Here is a 15,084-nt window from a genome sequence, read left to right as displayed (position 1 = left end):
CGTGCCCGCCTCCCACCGCGTTCCATGCGCGTACGGCACCGTCGGCAACTCCTCGAGCGACGTTGGCTGCTTCTCGGAATGTGCTTTGGATGGCCCCGGTGACGAGCTGTCCTGCGGGAGAGGACACGGCACGGGTGACAGCGGTGACGGCCGAATCGACATGCTCTCTGACGACGTTCCTGAGTTGGTGATCGCCGGGGTTGTCGGATGATGCTGCAGCTTTGTCGACTGCTGCGACGGCTTTGACGACGGTGTCTTCGGCCCATCTCAAGGCGCTTCCGAGGTCATCCAGGCCAACGCACCCAGCCCGACAGCAGGACCAGGCACGACAACCAAAACAAACAAAACCCCGGGCACCACGACACACCAACCACGAGGCCGGCCGCCACGACACCCAGAATTCAAATGGCATCAAAAAACTTGGCACACTGTTGAGTTCTCAAAGAACAGACACACACCGGAGACAGAACCCGAAACAATACCCGCTCTCGGACCCCCTCCGGGGCAACCTCTCAAACCTAACCCATCCGAACCCGCCCCCCGCAAATCCCCCCCGGAGTAATCCAGGACACATTCACCAGGACAAACAATTCGACACAGGCACCCGACCCCCCGCGCAGCACAAAACCACACTAAGAACCAGGACTCCCCCCCGGGACCGGCCACCCTCACGGTGTCCGTGCCTCCCTGGCAGGGCTCAGCAATACTAGGCAGCCCCCGAACCCACGGTCAAACCCCCCCACCCATGACCCCCCGTCACACGCCAACCCGCACGGAACGGGCACCGGAGGTCGGCCATTCCGACGACGGCGCAGCATCCCCGGAGTCGCTGTCGGGCCAGCTCTTCGACGGGATGCCCAGACCGGCGGTCGGTGGTCGGGCACGGACACGACGGCGGGCGGGCAGTGGGGCCGTTGGTTGGGCAGGCAATGGCTGGCATACCGTCGCCTCGCTTGCGTGACGTTTGACTAATCCCGTACCAGGCTAGTACGAAGATGAACAACTGTGGACCTGTGGTGGTCAAGAACCAACTTTCGAAGATGGAGTGAATGATTGACGCGCCAGTGAGAGCAACAGCCTCAAGACCAAGTCGCCGGCTGGAAGAAGCAATCCGGACGTAGAGGACCACGATAGCTGTTAGGCCAATCAATCCCGCATGCGCAGCCGCGACTACGGGAGTGCCAGCAATACGCGCCGCTACATCCTCCACCCCACCGCCGATAATTGGCGACGTCTGCAGCACATCCCACGCGTAGGCGAAGGTATCGGACCGAGAATTGTTTGTTCGGAGTAGATTCGCAGTTGCATCACCAAACAGCGACCAAAGCGCGTACGCCACTGCCACGCCGATAGGTATCAGGAAGATGAACCATGTGAGGAACCTACGATGCCTCAGTCTGTTGAGTGTCACCATAACCAAGAATGCCACAAATGCGACGGCGCTTGACCGGCTCGCAGACCATGTCAGCACCGCGACGACGGTGCCGAATAATGCAAGTCGATAAAACAGGCGCATCGGCACTACGGTGACCAATGCGCCTAAGATAAAAGCATAGAAACCGATAGTATTTGCGTTCCCGAAAATGCCCCGCAACCGTAGGTTAACGACGCCCAAGCCGGGGTTCACTATCGCATAGGCCAAGGATGCAAACAATGCGAGCGCGAGCGCCCACGTCAGCGCTCTATCGAAATCCATGACGGCTCGAAGCCGCCTGCCTGCGGCCGCAGTGCCGGCAAGCAGCGTGGCCCCGAGGAGGTAACTGAGCCCGCTCTCCCACGACCCGTGAACGAAGTTGGCGATACCTACATACGTGAGGATGGGAAGGCCAATAGCTCTGAAGATGGAGGGCACATTCCGTCTCCCCGTATCCCCTGGCAATGAGCCGCAGGTTTCCGCGGGTTACGAGCACCCGACGAAGGGTGACAGAGGGTGAGGCGAGGGTGAGGTCCATAGCAGATGTTGCATCGTCCGCAAGTTCACACTCCCAAAGTGCTTGCAGGAACCGAAAAGTTCTGCGAATCTCGCATCGTCACGCCGGTTCACCCCCTGCTTCCGGCGTACATCCCCCCGGCTCTGGACCCACTCCTGAGCTGACCAACCTCACATAGGGAGTTCAGAAATGAACCGTGCAGCCGCATTCTTCACCACCCTGTTCACCGTCATCGGCGACCGCTTCGAGGGCCGCAAGGACCGTGGCGCCACCGCCGTGGAGTACGGCCTGCTCGTGGGCCTGATCGCCGTGGCCATCATCACCATTGTCGCCACTCTTGGCGACCAGATGCTCGCCGCTTTCACCTCTGTCAGCACCACGCTGACCGGTGAGGGAATCACGGACGCCACTCCGTGACGATCTGGCACAGCTAGCGTGGCGCCCCGCAATGGGGCGCCACGTCGTTTAGGCGCCACGTCGTTTAGTGGAGACCATATGAAAAAGCCGCGATCCGAGCGCGGAGCGGCCGCGGTCGAGTTTGCGCTCGTGCTCCCTATCCTCCTGCTGCTCGTCTTCGGCATAACCGAGTTCGGGCGCGCCTACTACGCCCAGACGACCCTCTCTAACGCAGCGCGGGACGCCGTTCGAGAGATGGCAATCCACAACGCCCAGCAGAATGCCATTGATAGGGCTGTTGCGTCAGCCTCTGCACTCGGCATCACAGCGGCCGCAGTCGCAATCACTCCCAGCGACTGCTCTCCGCCGACAGGAGCACTTCCCACCGCAGAGGCAGTGATCACCCACGATCTGGACCTCATCTTCTTTGGTGAAGTGACGCTCACCGGAAAGGGCACCATGACGGGCAACAACGCCTTACAGCACTCTTCCAAGCGCTCACAGGATCTGGTCGAACGCGTTATGCGCTCCGTATTCGCGAAGACTTCGTCGTCGGTGACGTTGATTCGCTTGACTCGTCGATAGTTGCGATGGCGGCTGACGTCTGGGAGAAGAAGTATTCCGATGTCGAGATCCAGTGGGAGAATGGGTACGTCCCGCTCACAGCGCTCAGGTCGGCTTCTTCCTTCTATGAATGGCGCGACCAGGCCATGCAAGCCGGTTCTGAGGACTCCGAGCGGTTAACAAGCATCTATCGCGAGATGGTCTCAGGGCTTCACGTTTACCGGATCCCAAGCGTAATCGTAAATAGGAAGATTCCGCCGCAAGCGGTTGCGCGAATTTTCGAACGGGTAAATCGTCACGGTCGCACACTGGGCGCCTTCGACCTGGTTGTAGCGCGGAGCTTTACGGGGACATTCAATCTCAGAAAAAATGGGAGGATGCGCTCGAGGAGTATCCAAATATCCGCAATTTCCAGAAGGATGACGGCCTTCCCATCCTTGCTGCGCTTGCGCTCCGACAGCAGGAGGATGTACGGCAATCTGCGGTCCTCAACCTGAAGGGTGGGGCGATTCGTGACGGGTGGGATGAAGCCGTGCGCCATTACTCCGCCGCAGTGGCTTTCCTGGGAGCGGAGCTAGGGGTGGTTACGCCTGATTTGCTGCCCTACAAACAGATTCTTACAGTGTTGACTGCGCTCGATTTTGAGCGGCCATTGTCGCAAATAGCGGAGACTGTAAGGCACTGGTTCTGGGCCACTGGTTTCGGCCAGCGATATTGGGCGGCCTCGAACACCCGGGCGGTGAGCGACTATCGCGCCCTCATGGATGGTTCGTGGCGAAGGCATTTAAGCTTGCAACTCGAACGGAGTGCTCTTAGGGAGAGTACACGTCAGCAGCAAGGGGCGTTCCATAAGACATTTCTCGCGCTGATGACGTGGAAGCTGGAGTCGACCGTTGAGGTAAGTTCGCCCGGAACTACGGAAGCGACCGAGAAATACTATTCTTATTCCATTTTCCCGCGTGAATCAGATGGTGGCGGGTGGGATCCACCTTTGCATCTCCGTACGCTTGGATTCGTAGTTGATGCGTCCGATGGCAATGAAGATGATTGGATTGCATACGAATTCTTGCCGCCAGCATGGCGTGAGTTGGACCCGGTTCATGTCTTAGATTCGCGGGCAGATGGGCTCATCGAATTTTGCAGGGTAATTTTGGGCTCCGGGTCAGTGTTGTCGAGGAATCGGATGAGCCCAGCGAGGAGGCGGAACAGTCTTAAGGCGCCCTGTGTCTTGTGGACACTACAACTTGGCGCGATATGTGGGCCCTATGGGCATGCTCTTCGATATATTGCCATCGTGTGCCAGTGAGGCGGCGCGCATCAGAGATAACGCCGATCAGTTCTGTGTCGTCGCGAGCGCGGGTAGTGAGGCTTCAATCGAGTGGATCGCAGACGCGTGTCCAAATCGCGTTGCGGCCAGGGTGCGGGGTACCGCCTCTTCGACCGGTGTGTACGCCCGAGAACGTATTCACCGCAGCGTTGCTGATCTGCGATTACTAGCGACTCCGACTTCATGGGGTCGAGTTGCAGACCCCAATCCGAACTGAGACCGGCTTTTTGGGATTCGCTCCACCTTACGGCATCGCCGCCCTTTGTACCGGCCATTGTAGCATGCGTGAAGCCCAAGACATAAGGGGCATGATGATTTGACGTCATCCCCACCTTCCTCCGAGTTGACCCCGGCAGTCTCCCATGAGTCCCCGGCATAACCCGCTGGCAACACAGGACAAGGGTTGCGCTCGTTGCGGGACTTAACCCAACATCTCACGACACGAGCTGACGACAACCATGCACCACCTGTACACCGACCTTGCGGGGCGCCCATCTCTGGACGTTTCCGGTGTATGTCAAGCCTTGGTAAGGTTCTTCGCGTTGCATCGAATTAATCCGCATGCTCCGCCGCTTGTGCGGGCCCCCGTCAATTCCTTTGAGTTTTAGCCTTGCGGCCGTACTCCCCAGGCGGGGCACTTAATGCGTTAGCTGCGGCACGGAACCCGTGGAATGGGTCCCACACCTAGTGCCCAACGTTACGGCATGGACTACCAGGGTATCTAATCCTGTTCGCTCCCCATGCTTTCGCTCCTCAGCGTCAGTAACGGCCCCCGTGAGTAGTGGCGAGCGAAGCGGACGAGGCTGAACCGGGGTGTGTGACAGCCGGCGGGCGTTGCACCCTCGGGGTCGTGGGACCTGCTGACCAGCTCTGCCGGGCTGGGGAGTGAGAAGTCGCGGTGTAGTCGAACGGTCTGGGAAGGCCGGGCACAGTGGGTGAGACCCCCGTAGACGAAACGTCGTGGCCTCCTTGCAGGGATCCCGAGTAGCACGGGGCCCGTGAAATCCCGTGTGAATCTGCCAAGACCACTTGGTAAGCCTAAATACTACCTGGTGACCGATAGCGGACAAGTACCGTGAGGGAAAGGTGAAAAGTACCCCGGGAGGGGAGTGAAATAGTACCTGAAACCGGATGCTTACAATCCGTCGGAGCCTCCATGGCTGGGGTGACGGCGTGCCTTTTGAAGAATGAGCCTGCGAGTTAGTGGCATGTGGCGAGGTTAACCCGGGTGGGGAAGCCGTAGCGAAAGCGAGTCCGAACAGGGAATGGGCGAACAGCCCAACCCCTTGGGACCTACTCCAGCCCCAGGATGCGACGAGCCGACATCGAGGTGCCAAACCATGCCGTCGATATGGACTCTTGGGCAAGATCAGCCTGTTATCCCCGGGGTACCTTTTATCCGTTGAGCGACGCGCTTCCACAAGCCACCGCCGGATCACTAGTTCCGACTTTCGTCCCTGCTCGACCTGTCAGTCTCACAGTCAAGCTCCCTTGTGCACTTGCACTCGACACCTGATTGCCAACCAGGCTGAGGGAACCTTTGAGCGCCTCCGTTACATTTTGGGCAACCGCCCCAGTTAAACTACCCACCAGGCACTGTCCCTGGTCCGGATCACGGACCGAGGTTAGATGTGCAGTACGACCAGAGTGGTATTTCAACGGCGACTCCACCACCACTGGCGTGGCGGCTTCACGGTCTCCCACCTATCCTACACAAGCCGTACCGAACACCAATACCAAGCTATAGTAAAGGTCCCGGGGTCTTTCCGTCCTGCTGCGCGAAACGAGCATCTTTACTCGTAGTGCAATTTCGCCGAGTTCGCGGTCGAGACAGCGGAGAAGTCGTTACGCCATTCGTGCAGGTCGGAACTTACCCGACAAGGAATTTCGCTACCTTAGGATGGTTATAGTTACCACCGCCGTTACCGTTGTGGGGCAACCCACCAAGGGTTCGAATCCCTTGCCCTCCGCGCTCGCCCGTCCTGGGCCGTCGTTTTTGCCCAGGGCCACGCGGCAGGTAGCCTGTCCGGTGGACTTGGAGACGTCGCATAGTCAGGTCTAGTGCGCGGCCCTGCTAAGGCCGTGAGCGGGCAACCCGTCCGTGGGTTCAAATCCCACCGTCTCCGCTCTGTGATGTCGCAGGACATCAGCGGCAGCCCGAACCCTCGGCGAGGGTTCGGGCTCTCTGCTCCTTCGGATCACATCACCGCCGTGCCGAGGCTGAGGATGTTGCCGTCGGGGTCGTTGAACCAGACGGCTCGCGCCTGCCCGAAGGTAGCGACATCGCCGTCCCACTCGATCCCCTCCATGTCGAAGGTCTGGAACTCCACGCCCTTGTCGCGGAGGTTCTGAACTTCGGTGTCGAAGTCACCGTCCGGCGCCTCGAAGGCCATGGCCGTGGCCTTGTTCGTGCCGGCGTAGGAGGACTCGTAGACGAGAGAGGCACCGGGAGGAACGAAGCAAGACGCGGGTCGCCGTCGGAAGGCTCGGGTGCAAGGCACTTGGTCAGAGGCCACGGCCCGAGCACGGTCCGGAGTCTGCCGTGACGCTGGAGCCACCAGTAGTCCGGAGGGACGAGGGACTTGCGGCCATAGTTCTTGTTCGTCTGGTGGGCGACCGTCCACTCGATCGGACTCGCAGACCGTAGGGCAGTCGCGGTCAGCCTCGCGCGCTCCTCAGGGCTCAGCTCGGGCAAGAACTCCAAAGGGTAGAGCGGCGGGGTAGGGCCGTTGACGACCACCTTCTCCGGTTGCGGACGGGGGCCCTTGAGCGAGTTGATGAAGCCGGTGCGGGCGTGGTGCTCGTACGCCCGGAACCAGGCCTCGACGGGCGCATTGCTCCGTGGCTTCGGCCTGTCCGACAGGCCTAACGCCTCCAGGCACTCTCGGCGTCCCGTTCGAGACGAGGCCGCTCGGCGACGTCATGTCGATGCTCGCGCGGGCGAAGTGCCAGGCGACGACGTCGGCCATGGAGTCGAGGATGGAGCCGCGAGCCGGGATGTCCGTGGCGGTCCTGGGGTCGAAGTTGCCCATGGCGGAGATGCCCAGCGTCCCGCTGTTGAACGGCTGGGCGTGCCCGCCCACCACCATCTGCCCGTCCGGTGAGGCGAGAGAGCCCGAGCGGCCCTCGAGACCCGACCCCACTTGTCGACGAGGTAGTTGTAGCCGATGTCCCCCCATCCCCTGGTCACGGAGTGGTAGTGTAGACTCCCCTGGACCACCGACGCGACTGGTTCCATGTGTAGGAGTTCGACCCGGCGGTGTGGTGCACGACCGTCGCCCTGAGGGGCGCGTACTCCCGGTCCCAGTTCATCAGGCTCTCGTCCGCACCCCAGCCGGCGCGGCTGACGACGGTGAGGCGACGACGAACGCTCTGCGCCACGGTGACGGCAGCATCGTCATCACCATCGGGGTCACCGGCTCCGCAGTCGAGATCGAGGTGGTCAACGGTCTGTCCGGCGGGGGGACGGGGGGACCCCGGGACAGGGCGGGGATTGGCCGGCATGCGGGAGAGGGCTGTAGCCCTCGGTGGTGAGATGACCTGGGGCGTCGAGGAGGGCCGGTGGGCGGTCCGCGCCCGGTTGCCGTGGGAGGAATCGTGACGGTCAAGGTCCTGCTCGTCGACGACGAGGCGCTCGTGCGCGGCGGCCTGCGGTACATCATCGACGCTGAGCCCGACCTTGAGGTGGTCGGTGAGGTCGCCGACGGCGCCGACGTGCCCGACGCCGTTGCCCGGACGCACCCCCGACGTCGTGCTCATGGACCTTATCGCCCGCAGTCTCACTGCCATGCTCTCACTTACCGGCATTCGGAGTTTGGTTGACGTCAGTAACCTTGTAGGGCCCATCGGCCATCCAGTAGCTCTACCTCCGGCAAGAAACACATGACGCTGCACCTAAATGCATTTCGGGGAGAACCAGCTATCACGGAGTTTGATTGGCCTTTCACCCCTACCCACAGGTCATCCCCTCAGTTTTCAACCTAAGTGGGTTCGGTCCTCCACACGCTCTTACACGTGCTTCAACCTGCCCATGGGTAGATCACTCCGCTTCGGGTCTAGAGCACGCGACTGGTGCGCCCTGTTCGGACTCGCTTTCGCTACGGCTTCCCCACCCGGGTTAACCTCGCCACATGCCACTAACTCGCAGGCTCATTCTTCAAAAGGCACGCCGTCACCCCAGCCATGGAGGCTCCGACGGATTGTAAGCATCCGGTTTCAGGTACTATTTCACTCCCCTCCCGGGGTACTTTTCACCTTTCCCTCACGGTACTTGTCCGCTATCGGTCACCAGGTAGTATTTAGGCTTACCAAGTGGTCTTGGCAGATTCACACGGGATTTCACGGGCCCCGTGCTACTCGGGATCCCTGCAAGGAGGCCACGACGTTTCGTCTACGGGGGTCTCACCCACTGTGCCCGGCCTTCCCAGACCGTTCGACTACACCGCGACTTTCTCACTCCCCACCAGCCCGGCAGAGCTGGTCAGCAGGTCCCACGACCCCGAGGGTGCAACGCCCGCCGGCTGTCACACACCCCCGGTTTAGCCTCGTCCGCTTTCGCTCGCCACTACTCACGGAATATCTCTTCCTGCGGGTACTGAGATGTTTCACTTCCCCGCGTTCCCCCCACACGCCCTATATATTCAGGCGCGGGTAACCAGACATGACTCTGGCCGGGTTTCCCCATTCGGACACCCTCGGATCACAGCTCGTTTGCCAGCTCCCCGAGGCTTATCGCAGGCTACAACGTCCTTCTTCGGCTCCTGGTGCCAAGGCATCCACCGAATGCTCTTAAAAACTTGACCACAAAAGATCAAAGATGCTCGCGTCCACTGTACAGTTCTCAAGCTACGCACCGACTCCCCGCCCGCACCCACCGGGAACGGACGTGGTGGTCGGTGACGACAACTTCTCCGACGAGATCGACAACTCCGGCAACGCGAGCCGGGCGGATCGGTGGAGGACGACGACACCGACATCGACAACTCGGGCCAGTACGCCGACCGCGGCGGCGAGAACCACGACACGGACGTCGACGTCGACGTCGACAACTCCGGCCAGATCGCCGGTGGTGACGCCCTGCACGCCGAGGGCGGGGGCCAGGCCGCCGGCGACGACCTCACCGACGACGACACCGACGTGGACGTCGACCTCGACAACTCCGGCCAGATCGCCGGCGGGGACGCGACGGACAGCCACGACGAGACGGACGTGGACCTCGACCTCGACAACTCCGGTCAGATCGCCGGGGGACGCGACGGACAGCCACGACGAGACGGACGTGGACGTCGAGGACTCCTTCACGGTCGAGGACTCCTTCACCGTCGAGGACTCCTTCACGGTCGACGACTCCTTCACCAGCGACGACGACGCAGTGGACGTCGACGTCGAGGACTCCCTGATTTTGGTTGACGTCAGTAACCTTGTAGGGCCCATCGGCCATCCAGTAGCTCTACCTCCGGCAAGAAACACATGACGCTGCACCTAAATGCATTTCGGGGAGAACCAGCTATCACGGAGTTTGATTGGCCTTTCACCCCTACCCACAGGTCATCCCCTCAGTTTTCAACCTAAGTGGGTTCGGTCCTCCACACGCTCTTACACGTGCTTCAACCTGCCCATGGGTAGATCACTCCGCTTCGGGTCTAGAGCACGCGACTGGTGCGCCCTGTTCGGACTCGCTTTCGCTACGGCTTCCCCACCCGGGTTAACCTCGCCACATGCCACTAACTCGCAGGCTCATTCTTCAAAAGGCACGCCGTCACCCCAGCAATGGAGGCTCCGACGGATTGTAAGCATCCGGTTTCAGGTACTATTTCACTCCCCTCCCGGGGTACTTTTCACCTTTCCCTCACGGTACTTGTCCGCTATCGGTCACCAGGTAGTATTTAGGCTTACCAAGTGGTCTTGGCAGATTCACACGGAGCTTGAGTCGCGAACCGACGCTGAACACTTTCGTGTCCCGGATCGAGAACTCGCGTCGATGGGGTGGAGGACCCGACAATAAACGCAGTCCCCCTCCGCTCGGCTGGACTTGCTATCTGACGATGAAGGTGAGCTCAAAGCGCCTGGGACTGTCGTCACTGTCCAGGTTGGTGACCAGACCGAGCCTAGAAACTTGTCGAGAACCTTCCCGAATGTCGAGTATGCGCGGACCGTTCTAGAAACCCAGACCGCCATCGGGGTGTATCCGAAGAACGGCAGGATCGAGGAGGGGCAATTCCATTCTCAGCTTGACTACCGCGAGAAAGACGGCACCCTTCGGAGCAAAGTCCTCTCGTCCACATACCGTTTTCCACACCTTCACCTGAAGAAGGGCGTGAAAGTATTTGACGTCGGTTCATATCTGGCAGCGTCGCCTGGAGTGGTTCCCCCGACTCGGCTTACGAAAAAGCACGAGGCTGGTTACCGGTTTTACAGTACCGACAAGCTGACCGAGCTTCTCAAGGGAAAGGCCGGAGGGGATCTCCTCATCGACGACGCTGACGTCGAAGGGCTCCTGCGGAAACACTCCGTTACAGCTTACGCGCTCGCTGGATATAGTGCGGCTTTCAAGGACACGCTTTCCACCGTGCCGGCGGCCACCTGTCGCTCGAGGGCCTGGTACGCACCGATGAGCAGCTGCTGGCCGGTCTGCCGCGGGCGTAGAAGGTGCGGGAGACCTGGACGCCGAAGGAACGGTTGTCGAGGAGGCCGCCGTACTCGCGGGCGAACGGCACGCCCTGGGCGACGGCCTGGTCGATGATGTTCGCGCTGACCTCGGCCAGGCGGTAGACGTTGGACTCGCGGGAGCGGAAGTCCCCGCCCTTGACCGTGTCGTAGAACAGCCGGTAGACGGAGTCGTTGTCGTTCTTGTAGTTCTTCGCGGCGTTGATCCCGCCCTGCGCGGCGATGGAGTGCGCGCGCCGCGGGGAGTCCTGGTAGAAGAACGTGCTGACGTTGTAGCCCGCCTCGCCCAGGGTGGCCGCGGCCGAGGAGCCGGCGAGCCCTGGTGGGTAGTTTGACTGGGGCGGTCTCCTCCCAAAGAGTAACGGAGGAGCACGAAGGTTGGCTAATCCTGGTCGGACATCAGGAGGTTAGTGCAATGGCATAAGCCAGCTTGACTGCGAGCGTGACGGCGCGAGCAGGTGCGAAAGCAGGTCATAGTGATCCGGTGGTTCTGAATGGAAGGGCCATCGCTCAACGGATAAAAGGTACTCCGGGGATAACAGGCTGATACCGCCCAAGAGTTCATATCGACGGCGGTGTTTGGCACCTCGATGTCGGCTCATCACATCCTGGGGCTGAAGTAGGTCCCAAGGGTATGGCTGTTCGCCATTTAAAGTGGTACGCGAGCTGGGTTTAGAACGTCGTGAGACAGTTCGGTCCCTATCTCTCCTCGACGGCCGGGGTAGCGACGCACGGCGTCATCGAGGAAGACTGTCCGGCTGTCGTGCGGTCCGAGCGGAGGAAGACCCGGCCGGCGGTCAGCTCGACGAGCGTCCCGTCCTCCCGACGAGCCACCGCAGCGTGACGAGCTGCCTCGGCGATCAGCGGCTCGGCGGACTCCCGCGCCTCGGCCACGATCAGCATCGCCACCGCGCTGCCCTCGGAACCTGCTTCGAGGGCTGGGGCCTCGAACCATTCGCGGAGGGGAGCGGTCCTTCCTCCCCCTGCATCAGGCGTTCCGCCTTGGACCGGTAGGTGTTGTTTCTCCCGACACCGTGGTGCACCCAGTCCGGCCGAGACCCCATGACCTCCTGCCACCGTTCCAGCCATTCGGACCGGACACCGGACGGATGGACTTTCATCGTTGACGGCACGTGCAGGCGTCCGTCCGTTCCCGGCAGGCTCGCGGACCTGGTGAGCCGCTCGTACACCGGTCTGTTGAGGACGTCGTCCGCCCACCCTCTCGGGGCCCGGACCTCCCGCACGCCCGGCCGCACGAGCGTCTCCAGCCCGACGGCGGTGGCCAGGGGGGTGCGCCGTCTGCTGCGTGCGCACCAGGGTCGAGGCGACGACGAGGTCGACCGGCTCGTCCCCGAGCGCCCCCGGCAGCCGCTGCCTGCTCCCGGCCGAGGTCGGTGAGGTCGGCCCCGGGCTCGGCGGTGTCGAGGAGCCCGCCGACGTTGGAGCTGGTCTGTCCGTGGCGCACGAGAATCAGTCGCATGCAGCCATCATCGCCGCGGCCGGGCCGGTAATCGGCCTCAGCGGTCCTTGAGCTGGTCGAGGACCTCAGCGAGGACCTCGGTCGGGGTGCCGACGTTGTGGACCTTGAAGCCTTCCTCGTCGGGCTCGAGCTCCTCGAGCGTGTCGATCTGCGAGTCGAGCAGGCTGGCGGGCATGTAGTGGCCCTTGCGACGGTTCATGCGCTCGAGCGTGAGGTCGACCGGCGGTGCCATGTGCACGAAGATCGTGCTGCCCTCGGCGTCCTCGTGGCGTTGACCCAGCCGCGGGCGAGCTTTCCGAGGGAGGAGGCGGAGACGTTGCGCTTGATGTCCTCGATCAGGTTGAGGCCGTAGCGCTTCCTGTCCTCCGTGGCGTAGGCCATGCCGTGCCCGATCGCCTCCGCGACGGTCCGCGCCCTGACCTCCTTGCCGTGCATGTAGAGCTTGCCCGAGATGTCGCGGCCGTAGCTGTGGCCGAAGACGCTCATGGCCAGCTCGGTGCGGCCCGCACCCATGAGGCCGGCGATGCCGACGATCTCGCCCGCCCGGACGTTCAGGTCCGCGCCGTCGACGACGACCCGGCCGGCCTGCGTGGGGTGCATGACCGTCCGAGTCCTCGATCCGGAAGACCTCGCCGCCCGGCCTTCGCGACCCGCTCGGGGTACATGTTCTCGAGGTCGCGGCCGACCTGCCCCGGATGGACGCGTCCATCAACATCATGCGGCGCTCATCCAGGACCGGGGCGCGAGGTGATCCACCTCGGGGCACAACCGCTCGGTCGAGGACGTGGTGCGCGCCGCGCTGCAGGAGGAACGCCGACGCGGTCGCGCTGTCCTCCTACCAGGGGCGGGCACGTGGAGTACTTCCGCTACATGGTGGACATGCTCGCCGAGCGCGGCGCCGGGCACGTGCGCGTCTTCGGCGGGGGCGGGGGACGATCACCCACGAGGAGATCGCCGAGCTCGAGGCCTACGGGGTGGAGCGGATCTACCACCCGGACGACGGGATGAGGCTCGGCCTGACCGGGATGGTGGACGACGTCGTCGCCCGCGCCGCCCGTCACCGGGCGGCGGTTCGGTCGTCCGTGCCGCCGCCCGACCCGACCGCCGTGGCGGGCGAGGACGCGGCCGTGGGGCGGGTGCTGAGCGCGATCGAGGACGGTGCGTGGGACGGTGCCGAGCTGGCCCGCCACCGCGAGGCGTGGGAGACCCGTGCCGCCGGCGTCGTCCCGGTGGGCCTTGGTTAACCAATTCCGGATTCCGGATTGGCCTTCCAGGACCGGTTACCGGTTAGGCCTTGGTTACCATTCCGGATTCCGGATTGGCCTTCCAGGACCGGTTACCGGTTAGGCCTTGGTTACCATTCCGGATTCCGGATTGGCCTTCCAGGACCGGTTACCGGTTAGGCCTTGGTTACCATTCCGGATTCCGGATTGGCCTTCCAGGACCGGTTACCGGTTAGGCCTTGGTTACCATTCCGGATTCCGGATTGGCCTTCCAGGACCGGTTACCGGTTAGGCCTTGGTTACCATTCCGGATTCCGGATTGGCCTTCCAGGACCGGTTACCGGTTAGGCCTTGGTTACCATTCCGGATTCCGGATTGGCCTTCCAGGACCGGTTACCGGTTAGGCCTTGGTTACCATTCCGGATTCCGGATTGGCCTTCCAGGACCGGTTACCGGTTGGCTCGCGTGACAGAGTCGACCGATCGAACCTCGCGCCAGCAGACAAGGTCGTGCTCCACCCTCACCTTGGGGTGAGGACCTCTATAGGCCGCGGCACTACCACCTCAGAAGGGAAGAGCACAGGCATGCGTTCACTCGAGCGCCGAACCGTACTGCGCGGCGCGGTAGCCTTCGGCCTCGGCGCTGCCACCACGGCGATGGCATCCTGCGCCCGCGGCTCCGCGCCGCAACCAGGGACCGGCAACTCCGAGACGAGCACCGACCGACCCGCAACCACAGTCCTGCTCGCCTACTTCTCCCGCCCCCGGGGAGAACTACTGGTACGGCGATCGCAAGGACCTTGAGGTCGGCAACAGCAAGGTGATCGCAGAGATGGTCGCCGCGCAGGTCGATGCCGACATCTTCGAGATCGAGCCCGAGCAGCCGTACCCCCCACAACTACGCCGCGACCGTCGAGCGCAACCGCCAAGAACAGGACGCGGACGCGAGGCCGAAAATCGCTGGGAACCTGCCCGACCTCGGTCGTTATCGCTCGATCATCCTCGGCTGTCCAGTATGGAACACTCGCGCACCGATGATCATCCGTACCTTACGGACGAGACTCGGCGACTGAACATCGAAGGAGGCAACACCCGGGGCCACGGCTAGGTAGAGCGTCGGGTATTCGATGGCGTCCGGGTCAGGTTTCTCGGTGACTACCCGAGCGGCCTTGCCGACGGCTGACTCGATGGCAGCGACACCTACAGCGAGCAAGTCCTGGCCGGCGGCACGCTTCTGAGCCCGCCGTAGATCGGCCTCAGCATCGGAGACCTCACGGGCCGCGGCATCTCTGCGGATAGACGCAACCTCGACGCTGCCGCGAGCGTTGGCCAGTCTTGCATGGTCAGCGGAGCCCGAGGCCACTTTTCCGATGGTCTCGCTTAGTGACGCTTCAGCGTTTGTGAGGTTTGCTCAGCGAGGGTGAGGGCTTCTCGTGCCTGGGCTAGACGGTCGGACGACTTAACCGTAGAGGTGGAGGTCTTCTGGGTCTTCTCTGCA

Annotated in this window: 9 protein-coding genes, 1 rRNA gene, 4 pseudogenes and 2 other annotated features; of the genes and pseudogenes, 7 read left to right on the top strand and 7 right to left on the bottom strand. The window is 62.3% G+C overall.

Annotation, left to right across the window (positions count from 1 at the left end; genetic code table 11):
- Positions 1–2,120: 2,120 nt before the first annotated feature.
- The 3 genes and pseudogenes from DA06_RS27800 to DA06_RS27790 all read left to right on the top strand — a co-directional run.
- Entirely contained in the window at positions 2,121–2,348 is a 228-nt protein-coding gene (locus DA06_RS27800) for a Flp family type IVb pilin (protein WP_418606585.1), read from the top strand.
- A 78-nt stretch (positions 2,349–2,426) separates the two neighbouring features.
- The gene (locus DA06_RS27795) at positions 2,427–2,912 is read left to right on the top strand and encodes a TadE/TadG family type IV pilus assembly protein (protein ID WP_418606583.1); all 486 of its coding nucleotides are present in this window, start codon (positions 2,427–2,429) and stop codon (positions 2,910–2,912) included.
- A pseudogene (locus DA06_RS27790) lies at positions 2,849–3,388 on the top strand (hypothetical protein); the annotation flags it as partial. The gene DA06_RS27795 and the pseudogene DA06_RS27790, both read left to right, overlap by 64 nt.
- A gap of 875 nt (positions 3,389–4,263) precedes the next feature.
- Positions 4,264–5,345: a sequence feature (most likely nonfunctional fraction of RNA operon), on the top strand.
- Between the two features lie 255 nt (positions 5,346–5,600).
- Positions 5,601–5,978 (bottom strand) — a sequence feature (23S ribosomal RNA rRNA prediction is too short).
- Between the two features lie 45 nt (positions 5,979–6,023).
- On the opposite strand, the gene DA06_RS27785 reads toward DA06_RS27790, so the two are convergent.
- Positions 6,024–9,006: ribosomal RNA gene (locus DA06_RS27785) — 23S ribosomal RNA — on the bottom strand.
- A gap of 165 nt (positions 9,007–9,171) precedes the next feature.
- Between DA06_RS27785 and DA06_RS27780 the strand changes: the two genes are divergently transcribed.
- Complete coding sequence (locus tag DA06_RS27780; protein ID WP_418606581.1) at positions 9,172–9,627, top strand: hypothetical protein; 456 nt, start codon at positions 9,172–9,174, stop codon at positions 9,625–9,627.
- 1,152 nt (positions 9,628–10,779) lie between these two features.
- On the opposite strand, the pseudogene DA06_RS27775 reads toward DA06_RS27780, so the two are convergent.
- Positions 10,780–11,204, bottom strand: a pseudogene (locus tag DA06_RS27775) (FAD-binding protein); the annotation flags it as partial.
- Between the two features lie 379 nt (positions 11,205–11,583).
- Positions 11,584–11,793: a hypothetical protein gene (locus DA06_RS27770; protein WP_418606580.1), complete on the bottom strand. Its 210-nt coding sequence runs from the start codon at positions 11,791–11,793 to the stop codon at positions 11,584–11,586.
- A 264-nt stretch (positions 11,794–12,057) separates the two neighbouring features.
- On the opposite strand from DA06_RS27770, the gene DA06_RS27765 reads away from it, so the two are divergent.
- Positions 12,058–12,282: a hypothetical protein gene (locus tag DA06_RS27765; RefSeq protein WP_418608467.1), complete on the top strand. Its 225-nt coding sequence runs from the start codon at positions 12,058–12,060 to the stop codon at positions 12,280–12,282.
- A gap of 13 nt (positions 12,283–12,295) precedes the next feature.
- Here DA06_RS27765 and DA06_RS27760 read toward each other — a convergent pair.
- From DA06_RS27760 to DA06_RS27750, 3 genes and pseudogenes are all read right to left on the bottom strand, one after another.
- A pseudogene (locus tag DA06_RS27760) lies at positions 12,296–12,364 on the bottom strand (histidine phosphatase family protein); the annotation flags it as partial.
- Positions 12,365–12,401: 37 nt separating this feature from the next.
- Positions 12,402–12,563: a hypothetical protein gene (locus DA06_RS27755; RefSeq protein WP_418606579.1), complete on the bottom strand. Its 162-nt coding sequence runs from the start codon at positions 12,561–12,563 to the stop codon at positions 12,402–12,404.
- Between the two features lie 47 nt (positions 12,564–12,610).
- Positions 12,611–13,068: pseudogene (locus tag DA06_RS27750) on the bottom strand (ABC transporter ATP-binding protein); the annotation flags it as partial.
- On the opposite strand from DA06_RS27750, the gene DA06_RS27745 reads away from it, so the two are divergent.
- Both DA06_RS27745 and DA06_RS27740 read left to right on the top strand, forming a co-directional pair.
- Positions 13,060–13,608 (top strand): hypothetical protein, encoded by a 549-nt coding sequence (locus DA06_RS27745; RefSeq protein ID WP_418606577.1) that lies wholly within the window; start codon positions 13,060–13,062, stop codon positions 13,606–13,608. The pseudogene DA06_RS27750 and the gene DA06_RS27745 sit on opposite strands and share 9 nt — an antisense overlap.
- 829 nt (positions 13,609–14,437) lie before the next feature.
- Entirely contained in the window at positions 14,438–14,659 is a 222-nt protein-coding gene (locus DA06_RS27740; RefSeq protein WP_418606576.1) for a flavodoxin, read from the top strand.
- On the opposite strand, the gene DA06_RS27735 is transcribed toward DA06_RS27740, so the two are convergent.
- Positions 14,572–14,949 (bottom strand): hypothetical protein, encoded by a 378-nt coding sequence (locus DA06_RS27735; RefSeq protein ID WP_418608466.1) that lies wholly within the window; start codon positions 14,947–14,949, stop codon positions 14,572–14,574. The genes DA06_RS27740 and DA06_RS27735 overlap by 88 nt on opposite strands.
- Positions 14,950–15,084 lie beyond the last annotated feature (135 nt).

Origin of the sequence: Georgenia sp. SUBG003, from assembly GCF_000715355.2 — a bacterium.
In the GTDB taxonomy this organism is placed as follows: Bacteria; Actinomycetota; Actinomycetes; order Actinomycetales; family Actinomycetaceae; genus Georgenia.
This window is presented reverse-complemented; position numbering and strand designations above follow the sequence as displayed.